The 24,783-nt window shown below is 74.3% G+C and carries 21 protein-coding genes; 13 read left to right on the top strand and 8 right to left on the bottom strand.

Annotated features, from left to right (window positions below):
• Nucleotides 1-11: 11 nt before the first annotated feature.
• Complete coding sequence (locus tag ABQ292_RS01200; protein WP_369202397.1) at nt 12-2,498, top strand: lysylphosphatidylglycerol synthase domain-containing protein; 2,487 nt, start codon at nt 12-14, stop codon at nt 2,496-2,498.
• Here ABQ292_RS01200 and ABQ292_RS01195 read toward each other — a convergent pair.
• The gene (locus ABQ292_RS01195) at nt 2,495-3,307 is read right to left on the bottom strand and encodes a TioE family transcriptional regulator (protein WP_369202395.1); all 813 of its coding nucleotides are present in this window, start codon (nt 3,305-3,307) and stop codon (nt 2,495-2,497) included. The genes ABQ292_RS01200 and ABQ292_RS01195 overlap by 4 nt on opposite strands.
• A 58-nt stretch (nt 3,308-3,365) precedes the next feature.
• Between ABQ292_RS01195 and ABQ292_RS01190 the strand changes: the two genes are divergently transcribed.
• Entirely contained in the window at nt 3,366-4,595 is a 1,230-nt protein-coding gene (locus ABQ292_RS01190; protein WP_369202393.1) for an erythromycin esterase family protein, read from the top strand.
• 61 nt (nt 4,596-4,656) lie between these two features.
• Here the strand turns inward: ABQ292_RS01190 and ABQ292_RS01185 are convergent, their stop codons facing one another.
• Nucleotides 4,657-4,875: a hypothetical protein gene (locus ABQ292_RS01185; RefSeq protein ID WP_369202391.1), complete on the bottom strand. Its 219-nt coding sequence runs from the start codon at nt 4,873-4,875 to the stop codon at nt 4,657-4,659.
• 303 nt (nt 4,876-5,178) lie between these two features.
• Between ABQ292_RS01185 and ABQ292_RS01180 the strand changes: the two genes are divergently transcribed.
• Genes ABQ292_RS01180 through ABQ292_RS01165 form a run of 4 tightly spaced genes read left to right on the top strand, consistent with a single transcriptional unit; the run spans nt 5,179 to nt 8,808 of the window.
• The gene (locus ABQ292_RS01180) at nt 5,179-5,430 is read left to right on the top strand and encodes an Rv0250c family protein (RefSeq protein ID WP_369202389.1); all 252 of its coding nucleotides are present in this window, start codon (nt 5,179-5,181) and stop codon (nt 5,428-5,430) included.
• A complete protein-coding gene (gene sdhC, locus ABQ292_RS01175; protein ID WP_369202387.1) occupies nt 5,427-6,257 on the top strand; it encodes a succinate dehydrogenase subunit SdhC in 831 nt (276 codons plus the stop codon). The genes ABQ292_RS01180 and sdhC overlap by 4 nt, the downstream gene beginning before the upstream one ends.
• Nucleotides 6,257-8,056 (top strand): fumarate reductase/succinate dehydrogenase flavoprotein subunit, encoded by a 1,800-nt coding sequence (locus ABQ292_RS01170; RefSeq protein WP_369202385.1) that lies wholly within the window; start codon nt 6,257-6,259, stop codon nt 8,054-8,056. The genes sdhC and ABQ292_RS01170 overlap by 1 nt, the downstream gene beginning before the upstream one ends.
• Nucleotides 8,053-8,808, top strand: coding sequence for a succinate dehydrogenase/fumarate reductase iron-sulfur subunit (locus ABQ292_RS01165; RefSeq protein ID WP_369202383.1), 756 nt, complete (start codon nt 8,053-8,055; stop codon nt 8,806-8,808). The genes ABQ292_RS01170 and ABQ292_RS01165 overlap by 4 nt, the downstream gene beginning before the upstream one ends.
• 90 nt (nt 8,809-8,898) lie before the next feature.
• Here the strand turns inward: ABQ292_RS01165 and ABQ292_RS01160 are convergent, their stop codons facing one another.
• Nucleotides 8,899-10,083: a S8 family peptidase gene (locus ABQ292_RS01160; RefSeq protein WP_369202381.1), complete on the bottom strand. Its 1,185-nt coding sequence runs from the start codon at nt 10,081-10,083 to the stop codon at nt 8,899-8,901.
• 624 nt (nt 10,084-10,707) lie between these two features.
• Here ABQ292_RS01160 and ABQ292_RS01155 point away from each other — a divergent pair.
• Genes ABQ292_RS01155 through ABQ292_RS01130 form a run of 6 tightly spaced genes read left to right on the top strand, consistent with a single transcriptional unit; the run spans nt 10,708 to nt 16,502 of the window.
• Nucleotides 10,708-12,306 carry a toll/interleukin-1 receptor domain-containing protein gene (locus tag ABQ292_RS01155; protein WP_369202379.1) on the top strand — a complete coding sequence of 533 codons (1,599 nt, stop codon included), beginning with the start codon at nt 10,708-10,710 and terminating at the stop codon, nt 12,304-12,306.
• 7 nt (nt 12,307-12,313) lie between these two features.
• Nucleotides 12,314-12,805, top strand: coding sequence for a hypothetical protein (locus tag ABQ292_RS01150; protein WP_369202377.1), 492 nt, complete (start codon nt 12,314-12,316; stop codon nt 12,803-12,805).
• Nucleotides 12,802-13,479, top strand: coding sequence for a hypothetical protein (locus ABQ292_RS01145; RefSeq protein WP_369202375.1), 678 nt, complete (start codon nt 12,802-12,804; stop codon nt 13,477-13,479). Before ABQ292_RS01150 ends, ABQ292_RS01145 begins: the two co-directional genes overlap by 4 nt.
• Nucleotides 13,476-14,366, top strand: a complete 891-nt coding sequence (locus ABQ292_RS01140) for a hypothetical protein (RefSeq protein WP_369202373.1) — start codon at nt 13,476-13,478, stop codon at nt 14,364-14,366. Before ABQ292_RS01145 ends, ABQ292_RS01140 begins: the two co-directional genes overlap by 4 nt.
• On the top strand, nt 14,359-15,165 hold the full coding sequence (locus tag ABQ292_RS01135) for a hypothetical protein (RefSeq protein ID WP_369202371.1): 807 nt from the start codon (nt 14,359-14,361) through the stop codon (nt 15,163-15,165). Before ABQ292_RS01140 ends, ABQ292_RS01135 begins: the two co-directional genes overlap by 8 nt.
• A complete protein-coding gene (locus ABQ292_RS01130) occupies nt 15,162-16,502 on the top strand; it encodes a hypothetical protein (RefSeq protein WP_369202369.1) in 1,341 nt (446 codons plus the stop codon). The genes ABQ292_RS01135 and ABQ292_RS01130 overlap by 4 nt, the downstream gene beginning before the upstream one ends.
• Nucleotides 16,503-16,559: 57 nt before the next feature.
• Here ABQ292_RS01130 and ABQ292_RS01125 read toward each other — a convergent pair whose 3' ends face one another.
• Both ABQ292_RS01125 and ABQ292_RS01120 read right to left on the bottom strand, forming a co-directional pair.
• On the bottom strand, nt 16,560-17,408 hold the full coding sequence (locus tag ABQ292_RS01125) for a DUF4231 domain-containing protein (RefSeq protein WP_369202367.1): 849 nt from the start codon (nt 17,406-17,408) through the stop codon (nt 16,560-16,562).
• Between the two features lie 115 nt (nt 17,409-17,523).
• On the bottom strand, nt 17,524-19,725 hold the full coding sequence (locus tag ABQ292_RS01120) for a tetratricopeptide repeat-containing protein (RefSeq protein ID WP_369202365.1): 2,202 nt from the start codon (nt 19,723-19,725) through the stop codon (nt 17,524-17,526).
• Nucleotides 19,726-19,903: 178 nt separating this feature from the next.
• Between ABQ292_RS01120 and ABQ292_RS01115 the strand changes: the two genes are divergently transcribed.
• Entirely contained in the window at nt 19,904-20,521 is a 618-nt protein-coding gene (locus ABQ292_RS01115; protein WP_369202363.1) for a hypothetical protein, read from the top strand.
• Between the two features lie 55 nt (nt 20,522-20,576).
• Here the strand turns inward: ABQ292_RS01115 and ABQ292_RS01110 are convergent, their stop codons facing one another.
• From ABQ292_RS01110 to ABQ292_RS01100, 3 genes are all read right to left on the bottom strand, one after another.
• Nucleotides 20,577-21,584, bottom strand: a complete 1,008-nt coding sequence (locus ABQ292_RS01110) for a TIR domain-containing protein (RefSeq protein WP_369202361.1) — start codon at nt 21,582-21,584, stop codon at nt 20,577-20,579.
• A 104-nt stretch (nt 21,585-21,688) separates the two neighbouring features.
• A complete protein-coding gene (locus ABQ292_RS01105) occupies nt 21,689-23,083 on the bottom strand; it encodes a hypothetical protein (protein WP_369202359.1) in 1,395 nt (464 codons plus the stop codon).
• A gap of 17 nt (nt 23,084-23,100) precedes the next feature.
• Nucleotides 23,101-24,606 carry a S8 family peptidase gene (locus ABQ292_RS01100; protein WP_369202357.1) on the bottom strand — a complete coding sequence of 502 codons (1,506 nt, stop codon included), beginning with the start codon at nt 24,604-24,606 and terminating at the stop codon, nt 23,101-23,103.
• Nucleotides 24,607-24,783: the final 177 nt, after the last annotated feature.

Genomic DNA, 24,783 nt, shown 5'->3' with positions numbered 1-24,783 from the left:
GGGCGACCCGCATGGAGGAGACGGTGCGAGCAGCGCCTCCGGGTGACCGCTCCCCGGCCGCGTCCGGCGCCGCGGCGACCGAGCCGACCACGACCGCCACGGCGGACGGCGCGGCCGCTCCGCAGCCGGGTGACCACTCCCAGGAGGAGATCACCGGCTACGTCCGCTCCCCCAGCGACGCCCTCCGCACCGTCGTCTCCACGCTCGCCGCCCTCCTGCTGGTCGTCCTCGCCCAGTGGTCGCGCGACGCCGTCCTGTCGCTGGACGAGGACCTCCTCGAGCGGTCGTCGTTCACGACCCCGGCCGTGGGCCGGATCCTGGCCGGGGTGTCGACCCTGCTGGTGATCGCGTCGATCACCGCGGCGTGGGTCACGCCCCTGCTGACGCGGCGCTACCGGCTGTTCGGTCACCTGCTCGTCAGCGGCGTCCTCGTGACGGTGCTGCTGCGAGGGGTGGCGTGGTCCCTCGACCGGGGGAGGGACACGGACGTCCTCGTGCGGGAGGTCGACCGGCGCGGCGGGGTCGACAGCACGCTCACGGTGGACGGCCTCGCCGTGGCCGCGGCCTCGTTCGTGGTCCTCGCGCCGTTCGTGTCCCGCCGGTGGCGGCGCGCGGGGTCCCTGCTGCTGGCGCTGGTCACGTCGCTGCGGCTGCTGGTGCCGATCGCCTACCCGGCGACCCTGGCGGCGGCGCTCGTCCTCGGCGCCGCCGCGGGTTCCGGCACGCTCCTGCTGCTCGGCCGTCCCGACAGCCGGCCGACGCGAGCCGCTGTCGCCGCCGCACTGACCGGCGGCGGCCTCACACCGGTCGGCCTGGAGCCGGCAGCGGTCGACGCCCGTGGCTCCGTCCCCTACGTCGCGACACTGGACGACGGCAGCCGGGTGTTCGCCAAGGTCGTCGGCGCCGAGAACCGCGCCGCGGACCTGCTGTTCCGCGCCTACCGGTTCCTCCGGCTGAAGAACGTCGGGGACGAGCGCCCGTTCTCCTCGCTGCGCCGCACCGTCGAGCACGAGGCGCTGGTGTCGCTCCTGGTCCGGGACGTCGGCGCGCGGACCCCGCGGCTGCGGGCCATCGCCCCGGTCGGGAAGGACTCCTTCCTGCTGTCCCACGACCTCGTCGACGGCACCACCCTCGACCGGGTGCCCGACGGGGCGATCACGGCGCCGGTGCTGCACGGCATCTGGCAGCAGGTGGCCGTCCTGCGCCGGCACCGCGTCGCCCACCGCGACCTGCGCCGGGCCAACGTCCTCCTCGACCGCGCGGGCTCTCCCTGGCTCATCGACTTCGGCTTCAGCGAGGTCGCCGCGGGAGACGCACTCCTGGACGCCGACGTCGCCCAGCTCCTCGTCGCGCTGGCACTGCAGGTCGGTGTCGACCCCGTCGTCGACGCCGCGATCGCCGAGCTCGGACCCCAGGCGGTGGCCGCCTCCCTGCCCCGACTGCAGCCCAACACGTTCAGCGGCGCCACCAGGGACGCGCTGAAGGGGCGCGAGGACCTGGTCGCGCAGCTCCGCGCTGCGGTGTCGACCCGGTGCGGGGTCCCCGAGCCGAGGCTGGAGGCCCTGGAGCGCATCAGCCCCAGGACGCTCCTGACGATCGTCGTGCTGGTCGTCGTGACCTACCTCCTCCTGCCCCAGCTCGGTGACGTGCCCGGCATGGTCGACCGCGTCCGGGAGGCCGACTGGGCCTGGTCGCCGCTCATCCTGGCGACGTCGGCGCTGACCTACGTGGGCGCGACCCTGTGCATCGTGGGCGCCGTTCCCGCCCGGCTGCGCCTGCTGCCCACGTTCGTCGCCCAGCTCGCCTCCTCGTTCGCCACGAAGCTGGCGCCGGCCGGCCTCGGTGGGATGGCCCTGAACGTCCGCTACCTGCAGAAGAGCGGCGTCGACCTGGCGGTGGCCACCTCGGGCGTCGGGCTCGGCTTCGTGAGTGGCTTCGTCGTCCACGTCGTCCTGCTGCTGGTGTTCGCCGTCTGGGCCGGCGAGTCGGTGCTCGGCTCCATCCGGTTGCCGAACCCGGAGGTCGTCGTCTGGGGCGCCCTGGCAGTGCTCACCCTGACCGCCGCCGCGCTCGCCGTCCCGACCGTCCGCCGGCTCGTCGTCAGCAGGGCGGTCCCCCTGCTGCGCCGGTCGGTCGGCGGCGTCGCCCGTGCCCTCCGCAGCCCCGGGAAGCTCGCGCTGCTGCTCGGCGGCTCCGCCCTGGTCACGCTCGGCTACCTCGTCTCCCTCTACCTCTCCACGCGCGCCCTGGACGGTGCCCTGGGCTTCGCGACCGTCGGCGCGGTCTACCTCGCCGGCGCCGCCGTCGCGGCCGCTGCCCCCACGCCCGGCGGCCTCGGCGCGCTGGAGGCGGCCGTCATCGCGGGTCTGGTCGCCGCCGGGATGGACCACACGATCGCCGTCCCGGCCGTCTTCCTGTACCGCATCGCGACGTTCTGGCTCCCGGTGCTCCCCGGTTGGGTGGCCTTCACCTGGCTCCGGAGGTCGGAGTACCTCTAGGCCCCGGGGTCGTGCCGTGCCCGGGCTCGTCCCGACGACGTCGCCGGCGTGCCGGTGGTCGACGCGCCGGCGCAGGTGCCCGGCTCGTCCCCGGACGGGCCCGGTCGGCAGTCGAGGTAGGCATCCAGTGCGGCGGCGCCACCGAGCATGGCGCGGCTCCTGGCCGAGAGGCGGGCCCGCCAGTCGCGGAGCAGGGACTCCAGCGGTGCGACGCCCCCGGCGGATCGGACCTGGGCGATCACGGGGGCGACCTGCTCCAGCAGGTGGCCGCCCCGTCTGAGCTGGTGGGCGAGCAGGGCGTCGCGCACGTCGGCCGCGGTGTAGACCCGGTAGCCCGTCTGCGGGTCCCGACGCGGCTGGAGCAGGCCGGCGCGTTCCCACTTGCGCAGCGTGGCCGGGCGGACGCCGAGCCTCCTCGCCAGGGGGCCGACGAACACCTCGCCGCGTTCCTGCGGTACCGGCTCGAGGTCGCGGAGCGCGGCTTCGACGGCCTGGAGGGTGCGGCGGTCGTCGAGCAGCTGGGCGTGGCTCTCGTCGACGAGCCGGAGCGCGTCCTCGGTGGCGTCCCGGTTGACCGCCTGCATGATCGCCGTGGCCGTCCGGTGGCCGTGTCCGGCCACGAGGGCGAGGAACGCGCGCAGGGCCTGCGCGTGCCGCGGCGTGTAGGTCCGGTAGCCGTGCGGGCTCCGGTCAGCCGCCGGGAGGATGCCGGCCGCCTCGTAGTTCCTCACCGCCTGCGTGGACAGGCCGTGCGCTCGGGCCAGGTCGACCGGCCTGAGCTGTCGGCCGCCTTGAAGGTCTCGCGGCACTGTCCCGCCTTTTCCACTGCGAAGTCTTCACCGCAGGTTCAACGATACCGTCGAGGTCATGACTGCTGGGATCACGGAGGCCGCCTCCGTCGTCGACGCTGCTGCCCTCATGGGGTTGCTCCCGACCAGGCCGCGGCTGCTCGCCCTGGGCGAGCCGACCCACGGCGAGGAGGTCCTGCTCGAGCTGCGCAACGACCTCTTCCGGCACCTCGTCGAGCAGGAGGGCTACCGGACCATCGCGGTCGAGAGCGACTGCCTGGCGGGCCTGGTCGTGGACGAGCACGTCACCTCCGGCACCGGCACGCTCGACGACGTCGTGGCGCGCGGCTTCAGCCACGGGTGGGGCGCGCTCCCGGGCAACCGGGAGCTGGTTCGCTGGATGCGCACGTACAACGAGGGCCGGCCCGAGTCGGAGCGGGTGCGCTTCGCCGGCTTCGACGGCCCGCTGGAGATCACCGGCGCCGCGAGCCCGCGGCAGGCGCTCACCGCACTGCACGCCCACCTCGCCGCCCGGGTGGACGCCGACCTGCTCCCCTGCACCGCCGAGACGCTCGACCGCCTGCTCGGCGCCGACGACCGGTGGACCGAGCCCGCCGCCATGCGGGACCCGTCCCGGTCCGTGGGCCGGACGCCGGAGGCCGGGCGGCTGCGGCTGATCGCCGACGACCTGGTGGCGCTGCTCGACGAGCAGGCGCCCGGCCTGGTCGCCTCCTCGTCGCGCGAGGAGCGGGACCGGGCACGCGCGTACGGGCGCACCGCCACCGGCCTGCTGCGCTACCACTCCTGGATGGCCGACTCGTCCCCGGGCCGCCTGGCGAGGTTGCTCGGCGTGCGGGACTCGATGATGGCCGCCACCCTGCTCGCCCTCGCCGAACGGGGTCCGACGCTGGTGCACGCCCACAACGCCCACCTACAGCGGGACGAGAGCTCGATGCGGATGGGCGGCCTGCCGGTGCAGTGGTGGAGCGCCGGCGCGATCGTCAGCGCCCGACTGGGAGCGGAGTACGCCTTCCTGGCCACGGCCCTCGGCACGATCGGCCACCAGGGTGTCGACGCCCCGCCCCCGGACACCCTCGAGGGGCTCCTGTACGCGCTCCCGCAGGAGCGTTGCCTCCTCGACGCCCGCCGGCTGGCCACCGTGCTCGCCGACGTGCGGCCCGCCCCCCGGGTGTCCCCGTGGTTCGGGTACGCCCCGCTCGACCCGGCCCACGTGGCCCGCACCGACGGGATCGTGTTCGTCAAGGACGCCCGGCCGAGCCAGGCTCCCCCGGCGTCCAGCGACGTCTGACGACCTCGTCGGAGCGGATCCGTCTCCTCGGCCCGACGGCGCCGGCGGGACCGGGGGTCGTTCAGTCCTCCTGCGCGGCCGCCCGTCGTTCCGCGCCCGTCTCCTCCGCGTAGCCGACGTCCTGGCCGGCCACGCGCCCCACGAAGGTCTCGGAGTCACCCGTCCCCGTCGTGCCGTCCGCGTCCGGCCCCTCGCCGGGACCGCCACCCGTGGCACGTGACAGCGCCTGCGCGTCGTCTCGCTCGACGTCGTCCTCTCCCGGACGTGGCTCGTACTGCATGGCCGGACCTCCGTGTCCCCCGGCGGTGCCGGTGATCGACGATCGGGGCGAGCCGGACATGCCCGGCCCGGGCGCGGCCGACACGCACCCGGGCGATCGGATCCGCCCGTCGTGCGCCCGGCGCCCCCCGTCGGCCCCCGGCCCCGCCCTCCCCCGGTGTCCGCCCGCCCGGCCGGCCCGGCTGACCCAACCTCCCGGGACGGCCGCAGACACCGGGACCGAGCCCCTTTCCTCAGCCCCACGTCCGTGGTCGACTTCGCTTCTCGCCGTCCCGGCGGCGTCAGTGGCTATCTGGAGGCAGCGATGTCCCTGGAACAGGACGTAGCGGCGGCCCGCGAGGCGGTCGATGCCCTCGAGCAGGCGTGCGGACCGGTGACGAGGCACTTCGGCGACACCATCGACGCGCGCCGGCTGCGGGTCGACGTCGGGCGGCTGCGCGACGACCTCAACCTGCTGTGCGGCGCACACTCCCGCACACCGCACGAGCCCTTCGCGGCCGTCTACGGCGACGGCGACGACGACGGGTTGGGCGGGTCGGGCCGCACGCGGCGGTGACCACCACCGCGCCACGCGGAGCCGGGGCGGCCGCTCCCGGACGCCGGACGGGGACGGACACCTCGGGCCGTGCGGCCATCGGCGCTCGGACGCTGCGCACCGACCGCTGGTGGGTCCAGCCACTGCTGACCGTCGTGGCGCTGGTGGCCTTCATCGTCTACTCGGCGTTCCGGGCGTTCCAGGACGCGCACTACTTCGCCGAGCCCTACATCTCGCCGTTCTACTCGCCGTGCATCACGACGGCGTGCGAGGGCGACACCTTCCCGGAGCTGTTCACCGGGCCGGCCTTCATCTCCCCGGCGATCTACATCCTCGTCGTGCCGCTCGGCTTCCGGCTGACCTGCTACTACTACCGGAAGGCCTACTACCGCTCGTTCTGGCTCTCGCCCCCGGCGTGTGCGGTCGCCGAGCCGCACCGGCGGTACACCGGTGAGACACGGCTGCCGCTGCTCGGGCAGAACCTGCACCGCTACTTCTTCTACCTGGGCCTGGTCTTCAACGTCGTCCTCACCTACGACGCCGTCCTCGCCTTCCGCGACGAGACCGGCGCCTGGGGCCACATGGGTCTGGGCACGCTGGTGCTCCTGGCCAACGCGGCCCTGCTGTGGCTGTACTCGCTGTCGTGCCACTCCTGCCGGCACATCGTCGGCGGCCGGCTCAACTCCTTCTCCCGCCACCCGCTGCGCTACCGGTTCTGGACGCTCGCGTCGCGGCTGAACGCCCACCACATGAGGTACGCGTGGGTGTCGCTCTTCGGCGTCGCGTTCGCCGACTTCTACGTGCTGCTGCTCGCCACCGACACCATCTCCGATCTGAGGTTCTTCTGATGGATCTCGAGAGGCACGAGTACGACGTCGTCGTCGTCGGCGCGGGCGGTGCCGGGCTGCGGGCGGCGATCGAGGCCCACGAGTCGGGGGCGCGCACCGCCGTGGTGTGCAAGTCCCTGCTCGGCAAGGCGCACACGGTCATGGCGGAGGGCGGCATCGCGGCGGCGATGGCCAACCTCTACCCCGAGGACAACTGGCGGGTGCACTTCCGCGACACCATGCGCGGCGGGAAGATGCTCAACCACTGGCGGATGGCGCAGCTGCACGCCCAGGAGGCGCCGGACCGGGTCCGCGAGCTGGAGGACTGGGGCGCCCTGTTCGACCGCACCCCGGACGGCCTGATCAGCCAGCGTGACTTCGGCGGACACCGCTACGCCCGCCTCGCCCACGTCGGCGACCGCACCGGCCTCGAGCTGATCCGGACGCTGCAGCAGCGCACCGTGGCCCTCGGCGTCGACGTGTACATGGAGTGCACGGTCACCCGGCTGCTCACCGACGCCGACGGGATCACGGGCGCCTTCGGGTACTGGCGCGAGTCCGGGCGCTTCGTGGCCTGGCAGGCGCCGTCGGTCGTGCTGGCGACCGGCGGCATCGGCAAGTCCTACAAGGTCACCTCGAACTCCTGGGAGTACACCGGCGACGGGCACTCCCTCGCCCTCCAGGCCGGCGCCACGCTCGTGAACATGGAGTTCGTGCAGTTCCACCCGACCGGGATGGTGTGGCCGCCGTCGGTGCGCGGGATCCTCGTGACGGAGAGCGTGCGCGGCGACGGCGGCGTCCTGAGGAACTCCGCGGGCAACCGCTTCATGTTCGACTACATCCCCGACTTCTTCCGCAAGGAGACCGCGGAGACCGAGGAGGAAGCCGATCGCTGGTACGACGACAAGAGGAACAACCGGCGTCCGCCCGAGCTGCTGCCCCGCGACGAGGTCGCCCGCGCGATCAACAGCGAGGTGAAGGCCGGGCGCGGCACCCCGCACGGTGGCGTCTTCCTCGACATCGCCTCGCGCCGCTCGGCGGAGTACATCCGCAAGCGGCTGCCCTCGATGTACCACCAGTTCCGGGAGCTGGCCGAGGTCGACATCACGGCCGAGGCGATGGAGGTCGGGCCCACCTGCCACTACGTGATGGGCGGGGTGGAGGTCGACCCCGACACCGAGGCGGCCCGCGTCCCGGGCCTGTTCGCGGCGGGTGAGGTCGCCGGCGGCATGCACGGGTCCAACCGGCTCGGCGGCAACTCCCTGTCCGACCTGCTGGTGTTCGGACGGCGGGCGGGGCTGGCCGCCGCGGAGCACGCCCGGGAGCGCACGGGCCGGATCGCCCTGGACGACGACGCGCTGGCCGACGCCGGGCGGGCGGCGCTGGCGCCGTTCGAGCGGGAGGGCGGCGAGAACCCCTACACCGTGCAGCACGACCTGCAGCAGACGATGCACGACCTCGTCGGCATCATCCGCACCGCGCCGGAGATGGAGCAGGCCCTCGAGCGGATCGCCGCGCTCAAGGAGCGGGTGGCGAGGCTGTCGGTCGAGGGCCACCGGCAGTACAACCCCGGCTGGCACCTGGCGCTCGACCTGCCGCACATGCTGGTCGTCAGCGAGTGCATCGCCCGCGCGGCCCTCGAGCGGGAGGAGAGCCGGGGCGGGCACACCCGCGACGACTTCCCGGCCACCGACGCCGAGTGGGCCCGGACGAACCTCGTCTGCTCACGCGCGCCTGACGGCTCGGTGGCGCTGACCCGACAACCGCTCCCGCAGATGCCACAGGAGCTGGCCGAGATCTTCGAGGAGGTCCCGGCATGACGTACGACGCCACGTTCCGGGTCTGGCGCGGGGACGCCGGCGGGGGCGACCTGCAGACCTTCACCGTGGCGGTCAACGAGGGCGAGGTGGTGCTCGACGTCATCCACCGGCTGCAGGCCACCCAGGCCGGGGACCTCGCCGTCCGCTGGAACTGCAAGGCCGGCAAGTGCGGGTCCTGCAGCGCGGAGATCAACGGGCGCCCGCGGCTGATGTGCATGACGCGGATGAGCACGTTCGGCGAGGACGAGACGGTGACGGTCACCCCGATGCGGACGTTCCCCGTCATCCGCGACCTGGTCACCGACGTGTCCTTCAACTACGCGAAGGCCGCACAGATCCCGGCGTTCACGCCGCGACCGCGGGACGAGGACGGCAACCACCGGATGCAGCAGGTCGACGTCGAGCGGTCGCAGGAGTTCCGCAAGTGCATCGAGTGCTTCCTCTGCCAGGACACCTGCCACGTCATCCGTGACCACGAGGACAACAAGGAGGTCTTCGCCGGACCCCGCTTCCTCATCCGGCTGGCCGAGCTCGACATGCACCCGCTGGACTCCCGGGACCGGCGAGGTGCTGCCCAGGACGACTTCGGGCTCGGCTACTGCAACATCACCAAGTGCTGCACCGAGGTGTGCCCGGAGGGCATCCACCTCACCGACAACGGCATCATCCCGCTCAAGGAGCGGGTGGCGGACCGCAGGTACGACCCGCTCACCTGGCTGGGGTCGAAGATCGGGCGGCGCCCGCGGCACTGAGCGCGACCCGGTCGCCCCGGGGCCCCGGCGGGCGGGGTCCCCGGGGCGAGTCCGTTCCCGGACCCGGGTGGTGGCGTCTCCCCGGGTGGGTCAGGGAGCCTGGACGAGGCCCAGGCCGCGGTCGGCCGGGTCGGCGTCCGCAGCCAGGCCGGCGGTCGTCGCGGTGGCCAGGACCTTGGCGAGGGTCGCGCGGGCCGACAGCGGGACGTCGGACCGGGTCAGCTCCTCCCACCACAGCGCGGCCACGCCCGCCACGTGCGGCGTGGCCATGCTCGTGCCGCTCAGGGCGGTCAGGCCGCCGCCGAGCTTGGCCGACAGGACTGCGACACCCGGACCGCTGACCTGCGGGAAGGTGTTGGAGAAGGGCGCCACCCGCAGGCCGCCGGCGCTCTCGCCCAGGGCGCCGACGGACACCACGCCGTCGGCCGCGGCGGGGATGGACACGGCGATCTCGTAGTCGGGGTCGACGTCGCGGCGGCTCTCGTTGCCCGCGGCCGCGACGAGCACGCACCCGCCGCCGAACGGCTCCCTGCCCCGGGCCACGCCCATGAGCGCGTCGAACATGCGCAGGTTGGCGCGGTAGGCCTCCAGCGCGACGGAGGTGGCCAGGTCCGCCGGCCAGCCCCGGCCGACGAGGTCCTTCACCAGGCCGGGGAAGTCGAAGCCCAGGGACATGGAGATGACCTGGGCGTGGTTGTCCAGCGCCCACTGGATGCCGCGGAAGATCATCTCCGAGTCGCCGCCGCCGTTGTCGCCGAGCACCTTGCCGATGAGTGCGTGCTCGATGCCCGGGGCGACGCCGATCCGGGTGCCGTCCACGTCGCGGCCGAGGACGGTGCCGGCGCAGTGCGTCCCGTGCCCCTGCTTGTCGCCGTTGCCGGATCCCGAGAAGTCCATCTGGGTCAACGTCACGCCGGTGAAGGCCGGGTGTGCCGCGTCGATGCCCGTGTCGAGGACGGCCACGACCACTCCCGCCCCGGTGCGCGCGGACCGGTCCGCGCCGACGGCGGTCACGCCCCAGGCCGTCCCGGCGGCCTCGGTGGGCCCGTCCTCCGGCTCGCCGACGGGGTGGATGAGCGTCGTCGGCATGACCGGTGCGATGGCCCGCACCTCCGGGTCGCGGCTGAGCGACCGGACGTCGGACTTGTCCAGCCGCTCGACGTCGACCCGCAGCCCCACGGAGCCGAGGTCCGGCGTGCCCAGCGTCGCCGCTCCCCCGAAGGGCTCGCCCGTGTTGGCGTCGGTCAGGTCCCGCAGGACGGTGTAGGTGCGCATGCTGCTCCCTCTCGAGGAGATCGGTGTGTCGGTGGTCGGCCGCCGGCGGGATCGGGGCCGGACGGCGGACCCGGGCACGAGGGTCGGCAGCCGCCATCACCGGGCCGTCACCTGCTCGTCACGGCGGCGGACGGCGTCCCCCGCAGGCGTCCCTGCACGGCGTCCCCGGTGCGGTGGCCCCCCGGTGCCTGCCTCCTCCGACCCGAGAGGTCGCCCCGCCGAGGGTGGTGGTGACGCGGCGGTGACGGTCTCGTGATGCGGCGTCGGGTCCCATCGCGGCATCGGCAGGTGACCGGTGGGCTCACCGCCGCGTGCACCGATGTCCGCCGGAGCGGCGTGGGAGGGGACGGACATGGCGGAGTCAGGCATGGCGGGGTCAGGCTCCACGGGTCGCGCGGCGGCCGTGCCCCGCCCCACCCGGACGGTGCGCGCCACCCCGCAGCCGGGGGTCGCCACGTCCCACCGCCGCGCCGGGCGGGGCGCCCTCCCCGACCGGGTGGTCAGGGAGCCCACCGCCGTCCGTGCCGGCGGTGCGTATCACCCGGCCCGTCCCGACGCTCCACCGCACGAGCAGAGGCGGCGGACTGCCGGGGTCCACGACCGGAGCTCGAGGCGGTCGGGCAGATGACGATCTTCCTGAGTTATGCGCGAGGGGACGAGGACGTCGTCAAGACGATGGCCCGGGCGTTCGAGGCCGCCCGGCGGGAGATCTGGTACGACCACGACCTCGACGGCGGCGACATCTGGTGGCCCACGATCCTCGACCGCATCCGCTCGTGCAGCGTCTTCGTGTTCGCGCTGTCGGACAGGTCCCTCGAGTCGCGGGCGTGCCTGTCGGAACTGGACTACGCGGAGAAGCTCGACCGGCCGATCCTCCCGGTGCTCGTGGGGCCGGTGAGCACACCGCACGCCAACCCGCTCGCCACGAGGCAGTTCGTGCAGTTCCTCGTCGACGACGCCGTGACGGCGTTCGAGGTGCTGGCCGCGGCCGACCGCTCCGCCGAGCGGTGCCCACCCCTGCCGGTGCAGCTCCCCCCGGAGCCGCCCATCCCGTTCGCCTACCTCCGCCAGATCACCCACCAGATCGAGGCCGGTCCGCTGCTCCCACCGGCCCAGCTGGACGTCATCACCGAACTGCGGAGGTCACTCGCCGAGGAGACCGAGCAGTCGGTGCGGCAGGACATCGTGGCCATCCTGCGCCTCCTGTTCGACAAGCCCTGGCGGACGAAGGCGGCAGGCCTCGAGATCCAGGCCACGCTCGAGGCCCTCCGCCTGGTGGAGGAGGAGACCGCGCTGATCACGGGGACCGAGCAGGCACCAGGTCCCCATCCCGACGCTGATCCCCCAGCCCCGTCGGCCGAGGAGCCGGCGCCCGCACCCGACCACGGGGCGCAGGAGGGTGCGGGGACGCGACCGGGCCCCGAACCTCCTCCCGGCCCGGGTCCGGCGCCCGGGGCGCCCGGCGCGTCCGAGGCGGCCCGGCCGTTGAACGCGGACCCGGGGAGCGGTCCGGATCCCGAGGACCTCTTCCTGACCCGGGTGACCGAGATCAACGCCCACCGCTGGGGACCTGGGACCCACCGCACCGCCGCACCCGACCCGGCCGAGACGGCGGAGGACGTCTTCACCCGCCGGACCGAGGAGGTCTTCGGCCAGCTGCGCACGGGGACCGCCGCCCGGCAGGCTCGGGAGTCCGCACCGGGCGGCGGGACGGACGACCCGCCGCCCACCTTCCCCGGGGTCTCGCACGCCGAGCAGCCGTCCCCGAAGACGGCGGCCACGGATGCGCCTGGTGGACACACCCGGCCCGGGGAACACGACGCACCCGCCGACCCCGGCGGCCACGGCCAGCCCCTGGGCGGCACCGCGCGAGGTGGACCGGCTGGAACGACCACGACCGTGGCCGGCGGCCCCGTCCTCACGGCGCCTCCGACCCGTCGCGCCCTGGGGATCACCGGGTTGCTGCTGTCCGTCGGCTTCGGTGCCCTCGCCACCGTCGTCGTGGGGACCTACTTCGTCGTGCCCTTCGTCGTCTCCGCCGTGACCGCGGCGGTCGCCCTCCGCTTCTCGGCCACGGTCGGCCGCCGCGTCGCCGCCCACGACCTCGACGGGGCCCGCAGCGCCTCTCACACCGCGATGGTGTGGGCGGCGGTGGCGCTCACCCTGGTCGCGGCCGTGGTGGGGATCGTCGTGCTCGCCGCCGTCGACTACGCCCGAGGCTGACACCCCCATGGCCACCAGCAAGCGGCTCGTCGCCGCACCGGTCGTCGCCTTCGGGCTGGCGTTCGCCGTGGTGCTCGCGCTCGGCCAGTTCCTGTCATCGCCCATGGGTGGGCAGCCCCGTCCCGCGAGCGGGACCCCGCAGTCCTCCAGCGGACCGACGTCCCCGGCTGGGCCGACCTCCCCCGGCGGATCGGCGTCGCCGACGGGCGACGAGCCGTCACGGACGTCCGCGGGCACCGACACGCCGGCGACCGCCGCGTCGCGCTCCTACGACCTGACGTCGCTGCTGGTGGTGGGCCCTGCCGGGGAGGACGACGAGGACCTCGCCGAACTGCACCCGAGGGTGTGGCACGACGGCGAGGACCAGGTGCACTTGTGCGTCCAGGTGCTCGAGGGCTTCGAGGTCAGGGGCGACGACTGGGAGTCCGCGGTCGGGCCGATCCACTGCCGGACCGCCACCCGCGGGCAGTCCCTCGAGCTCGTGCTGGTGCCGTCGTGAGCACCACGGGGGGCCGGACGGCCGCGGACTGGCTCCTGCTGCTGCGCGTCGCCGGCGCCAGCCTGGCCGGCGGCCTGACCGCCGTCGTCGCGCTCCGGGTGCTCGACGGAGACCTCGCCCGGCCGAGACTGCTCCTGCTGCTCGTCCTGCTGGTGACGGTTCTCAGCGTGCTGGCCTCCGCAGCGCTGGTGTCCGACCGCGGTGCCCCCGGCCGACGGGGCGGCAGCCCAGCCCGGCCCGTGCCACGACCGGTCGGTCCCTTCCCGGCGCTCCCTGCCGCGTCTGCCCCCCTGTCCGACAGGCGGTACGACCCGACGGGGAGGGAGCACGCACGACCGGGACCCGCCCCGGCCCTGCCGAGCGGGCTGCCGGTGTTCACGCCACCGGAGCCGGCCCCGGCGAGGACGGTGTCGCCCCCCGCCTACGAGACCCACCCCGTCCCCGGCGCCGCACGCGCCGCCGGCGCGGTCCGCCGGGTCGTCCAGTGCCCCGGCTGCGGCGACTTCGGCGTCGACCTGCGCCGGCAGGCCGCGGTGTTCGCCTTCACCTGTCGCCGGTGCGCGCACACGTGGCAGTGGAGCCGCGGGTCACCGTGGCCGGCGACCGTCGTCCGCCCGCCGGAGGTCGAGCGCGGGCTCGGCCCCGGTCCGGTCCCCCGCAGGAGGTCCCCGTGAACCCCTCGTACAACACGCACCCCTCGTACAACCAGGCCCCGGTGTTCTCCCGCCAGACACCGGGCTGCATCGTCCTGCTGGTCGACCGGTCGGACTCCATGGGACAGCCGTGGGCGGGCGCCGAGGGCCTGACCCTGGCGCAGGGCGCAGCCCGGGCCATCAACAAGGTCCTCTTCCAGCTGTGCGTCAAGTCCACGAAGGAGGCGGGCAAGCCCCTGCGCCCGTACTTCTACATCGGCGTCTACGGCTACGGGCTGTGCCCGCGGACGGGTCTCGAGGGCGTCGAGTCCGCGCTCCCGGGAGCGCTCGCACAGCGGGCCATCGTGCCGTTGCCCGAGCTGGCCGACAGCCCGATCGACGTCCGGTCGGACCCGTCCGCGGACGTGATGCCCCGGCGTTCCCGCATGCCCGTCTGGTACGAGCCGGCTCACGGCTTCCGCACGCCGATGTGTGCCGCGATGGCCCTCGCCGGGTCGCACGTCGCCGAGTGGGCGCGCGCGTTCCCGCGGTCCCTGCCGCCCATCGTCATCAACATGACCGACGGGCTGGTCACCGACAGCCCGTACCAGGGCGTCGACCTCGCGGGCTGGGCGGCGCGCCTGACGTCGATCCGGACCGACCTCGGGCAGACGGTCCTGCTCAACGTCTTCCTCTCCGCCAGCCCGGCGCCGATCACGGCCTTCCCCGCGCGCGTCCGGGACCTCCCCGAGCCGGCCCCGGAACTGTTCGCGATCAGCAGCGAGCTGCCCGAGACGATGGTCCGCAACGCCCGGGCGGAGCGCATCGAGCTCGAGCCGGGCGCCCGGGGGTTCGTCTTCAACGCCGACCTCGCGATGCTGGTGAAGTTCCTCGAGATCGGCACCCGGTACGAGGTGCGCGATGGCTGACGGCGCCACGGCGGTCGAACTCGTCGCCTTCGCCGTCGCCAAGGCCGGCTCGGCGGACTCGGAGTGGGAGGACTGCACCGGGTACGACCCCGGGGACCCCCGCACCGGCCGGCCCGCCCGGCTCGTGGTGGTCGACGGCGCCACCGAGGCCTACGACGCGATCCACTGGGCGGGGCAGCTCGTCGACTCGTTCCTCGCGCCCGACGGCCGGGCCCCCACGCTGGACCCGGCCGGCCTCGACGCGTGGTTCGGGCGGCAGCAGCAGCTCTGGGCCGGCGCTCCCCGCGCGTTCGCCAGCGTCTTCGAGGAGCACAAGTTCCACGAGTCCGGCTCCTTCGCGACCTTCCTCGGGTGCGAGCTGCGCGGCCTCGGTGGCCCCGACCCGCGCTGGGTGGCCGCCGCGATCGGTGATGCGGTGCTGTTCCAGGAGCGGGACGGACGGATCGTCGCCCAGTTCCCCGGCCTCGGCGTCGAGGACTTCGGCGTGACGCCGGAGGGGGTGTCCACCCAGCCCACGCAGCGCACCCGGATGCGCAGCGCCCTCCGGACGCAGGACGGCGCACTGCAGGTCGGTGACCACCTCCTGCTCGCGACGGACGCCCTCGCCGAGTGGGTGGTGCGGGCCTCGCGGGACGGGGACGCGCGGTGGCGGGAACTCACCTCGATCGACCACCCGCAGGTCTTCCGGGACCTGGTCGACCGGCTGCGCGGAGCCGACGACGTGAGAAACGACGACGTGACGCTGCTGCGGGCGCACGTCACCCCTGCCGAAGCCGGAGTGCTGGTGATCTGCCGATGAGCTCCCACCCCACGATCGAGGACTACGTCGCTGCGGTGCAGGACCCGGAGAACGCCTTCCGGACGCCCTCGCTGCGCCGGGCGGTGTTCGCCCTGCACCCGGTGTGGGGGATCCCCTCACCGGCCTCGGGCAACGCGGCGGTGGTGTTCAAGGCGACGGTGGACGGCGTGGACCAGGCGTTGCGCTTCTTCATCAGGGAGGACGCGTCGGACGGTCTGCGCTACGGGGCCCTCGCCCGCCACTTCGCCGAGCACGGGCTGCTCGACTGCGTCGCCGGCGTGCACTGGATCGACGACGCCGTGGAGGTCGGAGGGCGGACCTGGCCCATGGTCCAGATGGAGTGGATAGAGGGCCGCACCCTGGAGGTGCACGTCGGCGACCTCGCCCGGAACGGCGACGTCGGGGCGCTGCACGCCCTGGCCGGCAGGTGGCGCGAGCAGCTGCGTCGCCTGCAGGAGGCCGACTTCGCGCACGGCGACCTGCAGCACGGCAACGTCCTCGTCCAGCCGTCGTCGACCCTGCGCCTGGTGGACTTCGACGGATCCTGGATCACGCCGTTCGCCGGCTGGCCCGCCCCGGCGGAGACCGGCCAGCCGAACTACCAGCGCACCGGCCGCACCTGGGGTCGCTGGATGGACACGTTCCCGGGCCTGGTCGTGTACACGAGCCTGCTCGCGCTGTCGCGCCGCCCGGACGCCTGGCGCACCCTGCACACCGGCGAGAACCTCCTGCTGTCCTCCGACGACTTCGCGCGCGTCGACGGGACGGCGGCCTGGCACCTGCTCCGCAGCATCGAGGACCCGGAGGTGGCCCACGTCGTCGGGCGGCTGCGGTGGTGCTGTGCTCCGGACTGGGACGCCGACGGTCCCCTGGAGGCGTTGCTCGACCGCGAACGGGTCGTCGGCGGGGGCCGGGCGGAACCGCCTCCGCCACCCGTCTTCCGGCTGTCGCCCGGCGGCGCGCGGGACGAGTGGTGGACTCCGCCCCCGCGCGTGCCACCGCCGGGCAGCGGGACGTCCCAGGGGTGGGCCGCGGCGGACGAGGACGGCCCGCTGTTCACCGGCGTGTCGGCGTCGCCCGGCCCCGTCGGCGGGGCACCGACGACCGGGTCCGCCACGGCTCCCACCCCGCCCGCGCCCACCCCGGCCTCCCCGGCGACCCCTGCCCCGGTCCCTCCCAGGAGGGTGCCGGCCGCCGCGGTCGCCGCGGCGGTGACCGCCCTGCTGCTGTTCATCCTCGTCGTCCCCACCGATCCCGGGTCGGCGTTCGCCGTCGCGCTGATCGGCGGACTGGTCGCCTTCCTCGTCGCGCGGGCGGTGACGAGGCGCCGGGAGTGAGGCCGGGCACGGATCGTCCCCGGCCCGTGTGCGGCAGCGCAGGGGGCGAGCGGACCCTCAGGTCCCGGGCGCCGCCTGGCCCGTGGCCGGCTCGTGGCTCAGCAGGTCCAGCCAGCCGTGGTTCTGTGCCGCGAGGACCCGCTCGACGTCCGCGACGAACTGCGCCTGCTGGTCGGGTGTCGCGGACGCCTGGTCGAAGCCGGCGACGAGTGTCTCGAGCTGGTCGGCGGTGGCGGCGTAGTCCGCGGCGATGCCCTGGTGCCGGGTGGCGGCCAGGTGCGCGCCGAGAGCGGCGGCGACGGTCGTGGCCGCCGCCGTCCAGGTGGACAGCCGCCACGAGGGGAGGAACCCGGTGACGGCCGCGAGGACCACGCCCACCGCGGTCGCGGCCAGCTGCCAGGCGCGCAGGCGCCTGGCCCGCCGGGCGTGCTCGGCGCTCCTGTCCCGGTGCCAGGCCGCCTGCCCCTGGGCGCGGACGGTCACGTACTCCTGGACGGTGCGCAGCGCGGGCAGCGGGCGGTCGTCGACGGGCGCGTGCTGCTGGTCGACCAGGAGCGCGGCAGCACGGGTCCGGACCTCGTCCACGTGCGCCTGGAGCACCTGGGCCCGATCCGCCCGCGCGTAGGGTGCCACCCCCACGAGGTAGCGGTGGACCTCCGCCTTCAGGGCCTCCGACGCGGCCCGGGCACGGGTCCAGCGAGCGGTCTGCTCCGTGGTGAGGGCGTGCGCCTGGAGGAGTCCCGCGAGGCCCAGGGCGACGGCCGCGGCCACCGCCGACCCCGTGGCGAGGAGCCCGGCCGCCCAGGTCTGCGACGCCAGTGCCCCTGTCAGTGCACCGAGCACGAGGAGCACCAGGTTGCACAGCCGCCACCTCTCCAACCGCCTCCTCCCCGCGTCCGCCGCCACGGACCACTGCCGATGACGGCGCCAGGCGAGGTCGAGGACACGATCCGCTGACGGCGTGGGGCCGGCCGCAGCGGTCGGGGAGGGGCGTCCGGTCTCTGCACCCACCTGCGTGCCCCTAACCGTCCAGGACACCGGTGTCACCGGCGGTGTCCGGTTGCAGGGGACTCGCCTCGACGGCCGTCGGCAGGATGCCGACGGCACCGCCCAGTGGGCCGACCCGGTCGGCCGCAGCGGGGACGGCGCCGGGTCCCTCCGGCACACGTGCCCGCGTGGGGTCCGGCGCGGCGCCCGATCCCACGGCGACGCCTGCGGGCTGGTTCCCGAGGGCCTCTGTCAACCCGAACAGCCCCACGGTGTCCACCGTGACGACCTCCGCGCCCCGCTGCAGCCCGGTGGCGACCATGTCCGCGACGCCGCCCTTGCCGTCGCCCATCAGGCCGTTCCAGAGCGCCAGCACGGTGACCCGCCCGGTCGTCGTCGTCGCCCAGGCGTAGTGGAGGACCCAGCGGTTGCTCCGCTGCCAGGTGTCGTAGTCCGGTCGCGTCGCGAGCCAGCCGGGCATGGTGTGACTCCGGGCGAGGGTGCGGACCTCCGCGGCTCGCCGGAGAGCGGTGTGGTACCGCTCGGCCCATCGGGACGCCTGCCGGGACAGGGCCGTGGCGCGGTAGACGAGCTCCGGCACCGGCAGCACGACGTGCGTCGTCACCCCGAGCTCGTGACAGGCCTCGTGGAAGAGCAGGTCGCCCCCGTCCGAGGCGCCGGCGACACCGAGGAGCTCCACTCCGGGGTCGGCCTCGGCGGCGGCCTTGATCTCGCTGACCTGCTCCCGGATCGCCCGCGCCGCGACCTCCTCGGCGTCCGGCGGGAAGCGCGGCTGCTCGCGACCGGGAGCGTCGATCATGTGGCCGGAGAAGACCAGCGGGTGGATCCTCGCGGTCTCCTGCACGCCGGCCTCCGGCAGCACGGCCAGGGTGGCCTCGGCGTTCTCGACGAGGATCCCGAGGTCGCGGTAGATCTCCGCCTGCTCCTTGATCGACCGGACGGTGGCGCGGCTCAGGAGCGGGCTCATGGCCGCCTCGTAGGCGGCGCTGACGCGCTCGGGGTCGTCGTTGGTGAGGAACCGGAGGTCGGCGAAGCTGATGTCCAGCCAGGGGTCGGTGGTCCCCGCGCGGTGGCAGCGTGCCCGTGCGGTGTCCAACGAGGCACGGACGGTGGAGGTCAGGGACGCGACCTGGGACCCCAGTCTCCGCATGACGATGTCGGCCTCCTCGTCGGTGTCGAAGCGCGTCTGCCAGGTGGAGCGGTCGCGGACGGCGAGCTCGAGCGCGATCCGCCCCATGGCGAGGGCGTTGATGCCGGAGTACGAGTGGTTCAGGTCCTCCTCGAAGCCACGGATGTAGGACCTCAGCGCGCCCTCCAGCTCCCGGGACCGGAGGGCCAGCCGCACGCGTGCGGACGGGTCGTCCGCACTCCGCCACTGCTTGGTCCAGCGCCGTTTGCTGTTGCTGGCGCGCAGCGCGAACAGCTCGGCCCGGTCCCGGGTACCCAGCGCCGCGCCCCCCAGCGCCCGCTCGATCGCCTGGTCGGAGGCGACGAGGTCCCCGAGTCTGCGGTAGGTGTCGGAGAGCGCCTGGTTGACCTGGAAGTCGTCCGGGTGGGCGGCGCGGATCCGCTCCCAGGCGTCCCTGGCCCCCGAGTCGTCGCCGACGTCCGCGCTGGCCCGGGCGACGGCACGCAGGGCCGCCTCCTCGAAGCGGAGCCCGGTCACCTCCTCGGCGATCAGCCGCAGGTCACCGGCCCACTTCTGCTCACGCGCCTGCTCGATGTCCTCGGCCAGGTCCCGGGGCACCTCGAGCAGGGCGGCGCGGCCACCGGTCGCCAGGCCGGGCACGTACGCGAACACCGGGCTGTCGACGCGCTCGTTCGCCAGCGTCTCCCGGAGCGCCTGGACCAGCCGCGGTACCGCCTCCGCGGGGGCCGACTGGTCGTAGGAGAGGTAGCGCTCGCCCCGGAGGTCGAAGGGCATCTCGTCGATCCTGGCGCGGATGAGCACCGTGGCGCGGTGGCGCACCGCATGACGGACACCCAGCTCGTAGAAGACGTTGGCGTTGTGGACGGAGACGTCCGCGACGACGAGGTCGGCCATGAGCAGCTCGTGGATGACGTCGTCCCGCACGTTGCCGGCCTCCACGATCACGCCGGTGGTGCCGCCCTCGAGCCCCACGGCCTCGACCGCGGGCCCGATCAGGTCCTCGTGGACCCGGTCGAAGTCCACGCCGGCCTTCACGCCGAAGCCACGGATCACGAAGGCGCGCACGGCTCCCCCTCGAGGTCTGGACGTCCTCGTCGTCGATGCCACGGGACGCGTCGCACCGCTGGGCGCAGATGGCAGCACACGGCCGTCACCGCCGCGTCACCGCGCCCGTCGACCGCGCTGTGGCCCGACGCCGAGCAGCGTCCTTCCACTGCAGCGGCCGGTGCCCCACGCTCGTGCCATGACCGCCACCCGTGTCGTGCTGGCCACCGGGCACATGGTGGACCTCCCCGATCGACCCTGCCCACGGTTCCCCGCCGACCAGGTCCCCCGCGTCGCGGCGGAGGTGCGGGACGCCCTGGCGACCTGGCAGGTCGGCCCGGACAGCACGGTGATCTGTGGCGGAGCCCGCGGAGCCGACCTGATCGTCGCCGAGGAGGGGCAGGCCCGTGGTGCGCGGGTCGTGCTCTTCCTGGCGCTGCCGCGGGAGGAGTTCATCCGGCGGTCGGTCGACGTCCCGGGGACGGACTGGGCGGCCCGATTCGAGCGCGTGGCGGGACCGGCCGAGGTGCGCGTGCTCGGTGGTGACGACGGCGGCCGGCCCGACGACGTGTTCGCCCGGGCGAACGCCTGGATGGTGGACGTGGCCCGGTCGATCGACCCCCACCTGCACGCCATCGTCGTGTGGAACGGGCGGCGTGGTGACGGGTCCGGCGGGACGGCCGACATGGTGCGGCTGCTCGGGCTGGACACCTCCGACCCGAGGATGCGGGTCATCGACCCCACTCCCGGTCGTCGTCGAGGGGCGAGCGGACCCGCGGTGGGCGCCCGGCGCGACACCGCAGCGCCCGACCCATGAGCCGACCGCCCGCACCAGCGCGCTCCCCCGGGCTCCGGGACCCGGCGGGCGCCGGTCACTCCAGGGCCAACGCGTAGTCCGATCCCTGGACACCGGTGACCCTCGCCGTGACCCCGGCGAACGTGACGCCGGCGGTCTGGCAGTACGTGGTCGCGCCGACCTCCATCCTGAGGCTCCCGCACTGCACGGCCGACGGGAAGTACCCCAGCGCCGCGAGCTCGTCGTAGACCCGCTGCGAGACGACGTCCGTCGACAGGGTGGGCGCGTCGTCCATCCGGAGCGCACCCCAGGCGCCGAGGCCGACGAGCACCACGGTGACCCCCCCGATCCACGCGAGGACCTTGGTGACCCTGGACCGCGCGACCGGTCCGGGCAGGGAGGGCGCGGCCTGCCACCCCTGCCGTGCCGGCCGCGACCGGGGAGCTGCCGACAGCGCCTGGCGCGCGCGCTCGGCCGGGCCCTGCAGGCTCTGCGGGTGCTCGACGAACCTGCGCAGGAGGTCGGCCGCCGTCGCCTTCTCCTCCGGGTCGGCCGACCGGAGACCCGTCGTCAGGTCCGTGACGATGCGGTCCTGCAGGTAGGGGTCCGGGACCAGCGCGCCGACCCTGTCCGCGATCAGGTTCAGGTAGGACAGCGGTGGCGGCGGGGGCGGTGGTGGCGGGTGGGGCAGCGGCCGCGGTGGCGGCAGCTGGCCGAGCGCCCGGAAGAGCCGTCCGGTCGACGAGGAGTTCCGGACCGTGTAGTCGAAGAAGTGGATCTGCGCGAACTCCGACGGCAGACCCTGCATGTTCACCTGCGCCACCAGGACCGGCAGGAACAGTCTGTCCGACGCGAGCGCGTACTGGCGCTCGAGCGTGCACGCCTTCGACGCCAGCGACGCCGGCGAGGTCACGGCGAGCAGCAGGTCGCACTGCTGGATGCGTTCGACGATCTCGTCCCACCACCGGCCCCCGGAGTGCGCGCCGGCATCGGTCCAGGGGTCGTGTCCCAGCAGGCGCAGTGTCTCGACGAGCTCGTCCACGACCGCGCGGTCCTCGCGGGCGTAGGAGATGACGATCTTCAACGGTTGCCCTCCGGGGCCGTGCTCCGCGTCAGTGGGCGAGGTCGACGACGCCCGGTGGTCATGCTCGGCGTCCGCCGTCACCGCTTCGTCACCGTCAGCGGCGCTCAGGCCTCGCCCGCCTCCACGCGGACGGGTTCGGCGGCCCCGGGTGGCCCGCCGATCCGCGCCGCGCTCAGCACCAGGCGCGCGAGCTCCCGGTGGAAGACGTCGCTGTGCGCCCCGGAGGGAGGGGGCCCGTGGCGCACCACCGCACCGGCGTCGACGTTGAGGAACCGGGCGCCGTCCGCCACGACCGGCCGGTCTCCGGGCTCGAGCGTGGACGAGGCGGCGTCCACCGCCTGGGCACCGTCGTGACCCATCGCGCCCCACCGGTAGAGCAGGTCCTCGATCCCCGCGGCGTCGTCGCGGGACGCGAGGGACGCGGCCGGGTAGAGGGCGCCCACGGCCGTGTCGTGCACCGAGTGGACGACGACGATCGGCCCCGCCACGCGGTCGGCGTGGCCGGCGAGCGCCCCGCCCTCGTCCCGGAAGGGCAGGCGGTCGGCGAACGCGAAGTGCGAGAACGCCCCCTGCAGCATGGTCAGGGACGCGATCGCCGGCTCCGGCCCGCCGGGGAGCCCCTTGAGCGCGAAGGAGACCAGCCGGGCCCCGAAGCTGTGCCCGACCAGGTGCAGCCGGACGCCGGGAGCCGCTGCACGGACGGCGGTGCACAGCGGGCCGAGTCCGCGCTCGCCGACGACGCCGGCGCGCCGCTTCATCTGGAAGTAGGTGAACTGCCGCAGCGCCTGCTTGGCGCCCTCCCACCGGCGGGACACCAGGTCCCGGAGGCCCGCCGCACCGGCCTCGTCGTCCGGGAGGGCCGCCCCGGCCAGGCCGACCGAGGCCGCCCCGCCCTCGCTCTGCGCCGACGGGACCGCCTCGACCGCGCGCGCCATCCCGTCGCTGACGTCGAGGGGGTCGGCCTGCACCAGGCCCGCCTCGCCGGCGTCCTCGGCGTCCGCGTCGGTGCCGCCGAGGACCGCCATGAGCCGCTGGAACTCCACCAGCGCCGCCGTGTCCTCCGGCTGCTCGCGGAGCAGGTGCGCCATCCGCTCCAGCGCGTCCTGCTGCGCCGGGGCGGGGAACACCGCCTTCAGCGCCGTGACCGGGTCCTCCTCGGCGGCCGGCGCGGCCGATGCGGCGCCACCGGACTCCGCTGCCGCGAAGTCGGGGATCGCCTCGTCGAGCCAGCGCATCGAGGGCCAGACCACGCCCAGCACCCCCACCCGCGGCCGTGGTGCGGACAGCTCCCCCAGCTCGGCGGCCACCAGCGCGAAGAACCGGCGGTAGAGGAGGTCGGCGACCTGCGGAGAGTTGTTCCAGCCGTGCGAGAAGACGAACAGGTCCTGCACCCCGCGGGAGGGCAGCTCGGTCAGCAGCTCCTGCCGGAGCCGGCCGTCGGGGTCGCCGTCCGCGTCGAACCGCACGGTCCAGTACGGCAGTCCCTCGATGTCGGCCATGACGGTCCCCTCTTCGGTCAGACGGACTGGATCGCGCGCATGATGTCGACCAGCCCCCGGCCCTGGAAGTAGGTCTCCCGGTCCAGGGACGTGGCGGACTGGCAGAAGATCCGCTTGACCTCCTCCGGCTGCCCGATGAACTCCTGGCGGATCGACAGGAAGGCGGCGATGGCGCCGGAGACGTGCGGCGCGGCCATGCTCGTGCCGCTGTCCTCGACGTAGAGCGCGCACCGCCCCGCCGCCGCGTCTCCCGGGGGTGCACCGAGGAGCTCGAGCAGCGGCTTCTTGTTGCGACCGGCCGCGCAGGACGTGATCCGTTCGCCCGGCGCGACCAGGTCCGGCTTGGACCGGCCGTCGCCGGTGGGGCCCTTGGAGGAGAAGTAGGAGACCCCGTAGGTGTGCGGCATGTAGCGGTGGGTGGCGCCGACGGTGATCGCCAGGCGGGCGTTGCCGGGGTCGTTGATCGTCATGGGGACGCCGACCTTCGTCTGGCGCTGGGTCGAGTTCAGCACCGCGTAGCCGGTGTTGCCCGCGGCCACCACGACGACGACGCCCGACCGGACCAGCCGGTCGACCTCGACGCACAGCGGGCTCTGCCCGCAGGCGAACCAGGCGGCGTCGAACTCGTAGCCGACGCTGAGGTTCACCCCCTGGACCCGCATCAGCTTGCTCTGGCCGTTGAGCTCCTTGCGGACGTACTCCAGCGCCCGCACGATGTTCATCGAGCTGCCGCGCCCCTCGCCGTCGAGGACCTTCAGGCTCACCAGCTTGGTGAGCGGGGCGACGCCGTGCAGCAGCCGCGGCGACTCCACCGCGCGCTGCTGCAGCCGTCCGGTCCGGGGGTGCGCGGGGTCGAACTGGTACTCCCCCACGACGTGGGCGGTGTCCGGGGGCAGCCCCCCGGAGATGATCCCGGCGACGTGGGTGCCGTGGCCGAAGTCGTCGACCAGGGCGCCGGCGACGTCGGGCACCTCCTTGGTGAAGTCCCGGTGCAGCTCGGCGACGTCGCCGTCCAGGACGTCCCTGAAGTGGGGGTGCTCCTCGTCGATCCCCGAGTCGATGACGGCCCAGGTGATGCCGCGTCCGGCCGCGTCGTAGGCCCGGCTCGCCGCGTCCCCCTTGACGGTCGTGACCGAGCGGTCGATGAGCGGCTCCACCGGGAAGTCCGGCCAGATCCGGTAGATCGCCCGCCGCTTGGGCTCCGCGTGCTCGAGGTCGATCCGGCAGAGCTCACGGACGTCGTCGACCGACATCATCCCGCGGTAGTACGTGTCCGCGATCCGCACCGCGGTGGCGTCCGTGACACTGCGCCACTCCTCCTCGAACACCTCGCTGGCCTTGGTCAGGCCACCGGCGTGTTCGAGGTTGAGCTCGACGACGACGGGCAACGGCTCCTGGTCGCTCCCGGGAAAGCCGATGCGCGCCCGTTCCTCGGGGTCGATGAGGGCGTCGGCGACCATGCTGTTGCGGATGAACGGCCGGTCCTGCGGCCGGGCGGGCCTGGGCCCGATCGACCCGGTCACCGCGCACCGGCCCGGTGCCCGCCGGTACCGCCCACGGGGTCGGCCGTCGTGTCCGCCACCGTTCCGGCGCGCGGTCCCGCTGGTCCGGGCATGCCTCCCCCTCCGTCGTGCTCGGGTGGTCCGGGGCCAGGCTCGGTGGGGCACCGTCACCGCGGCGTCACACGGACGTCACCGCGA

This window comes from Geodermatophilus maliterrae (assembly GCF_041018925.1).
Lineage (GTDB): Bacteria > Actinomycetota > Actinomycetes > Mycobacteriales > Geodermatophilaceae > Geodermatophilus > Geodermatophilus maliterrae.
Note: the sequence above shows the minus strand (reverse complement) of the source record. Positions and strands in the feature narration are given on the sequence as shown.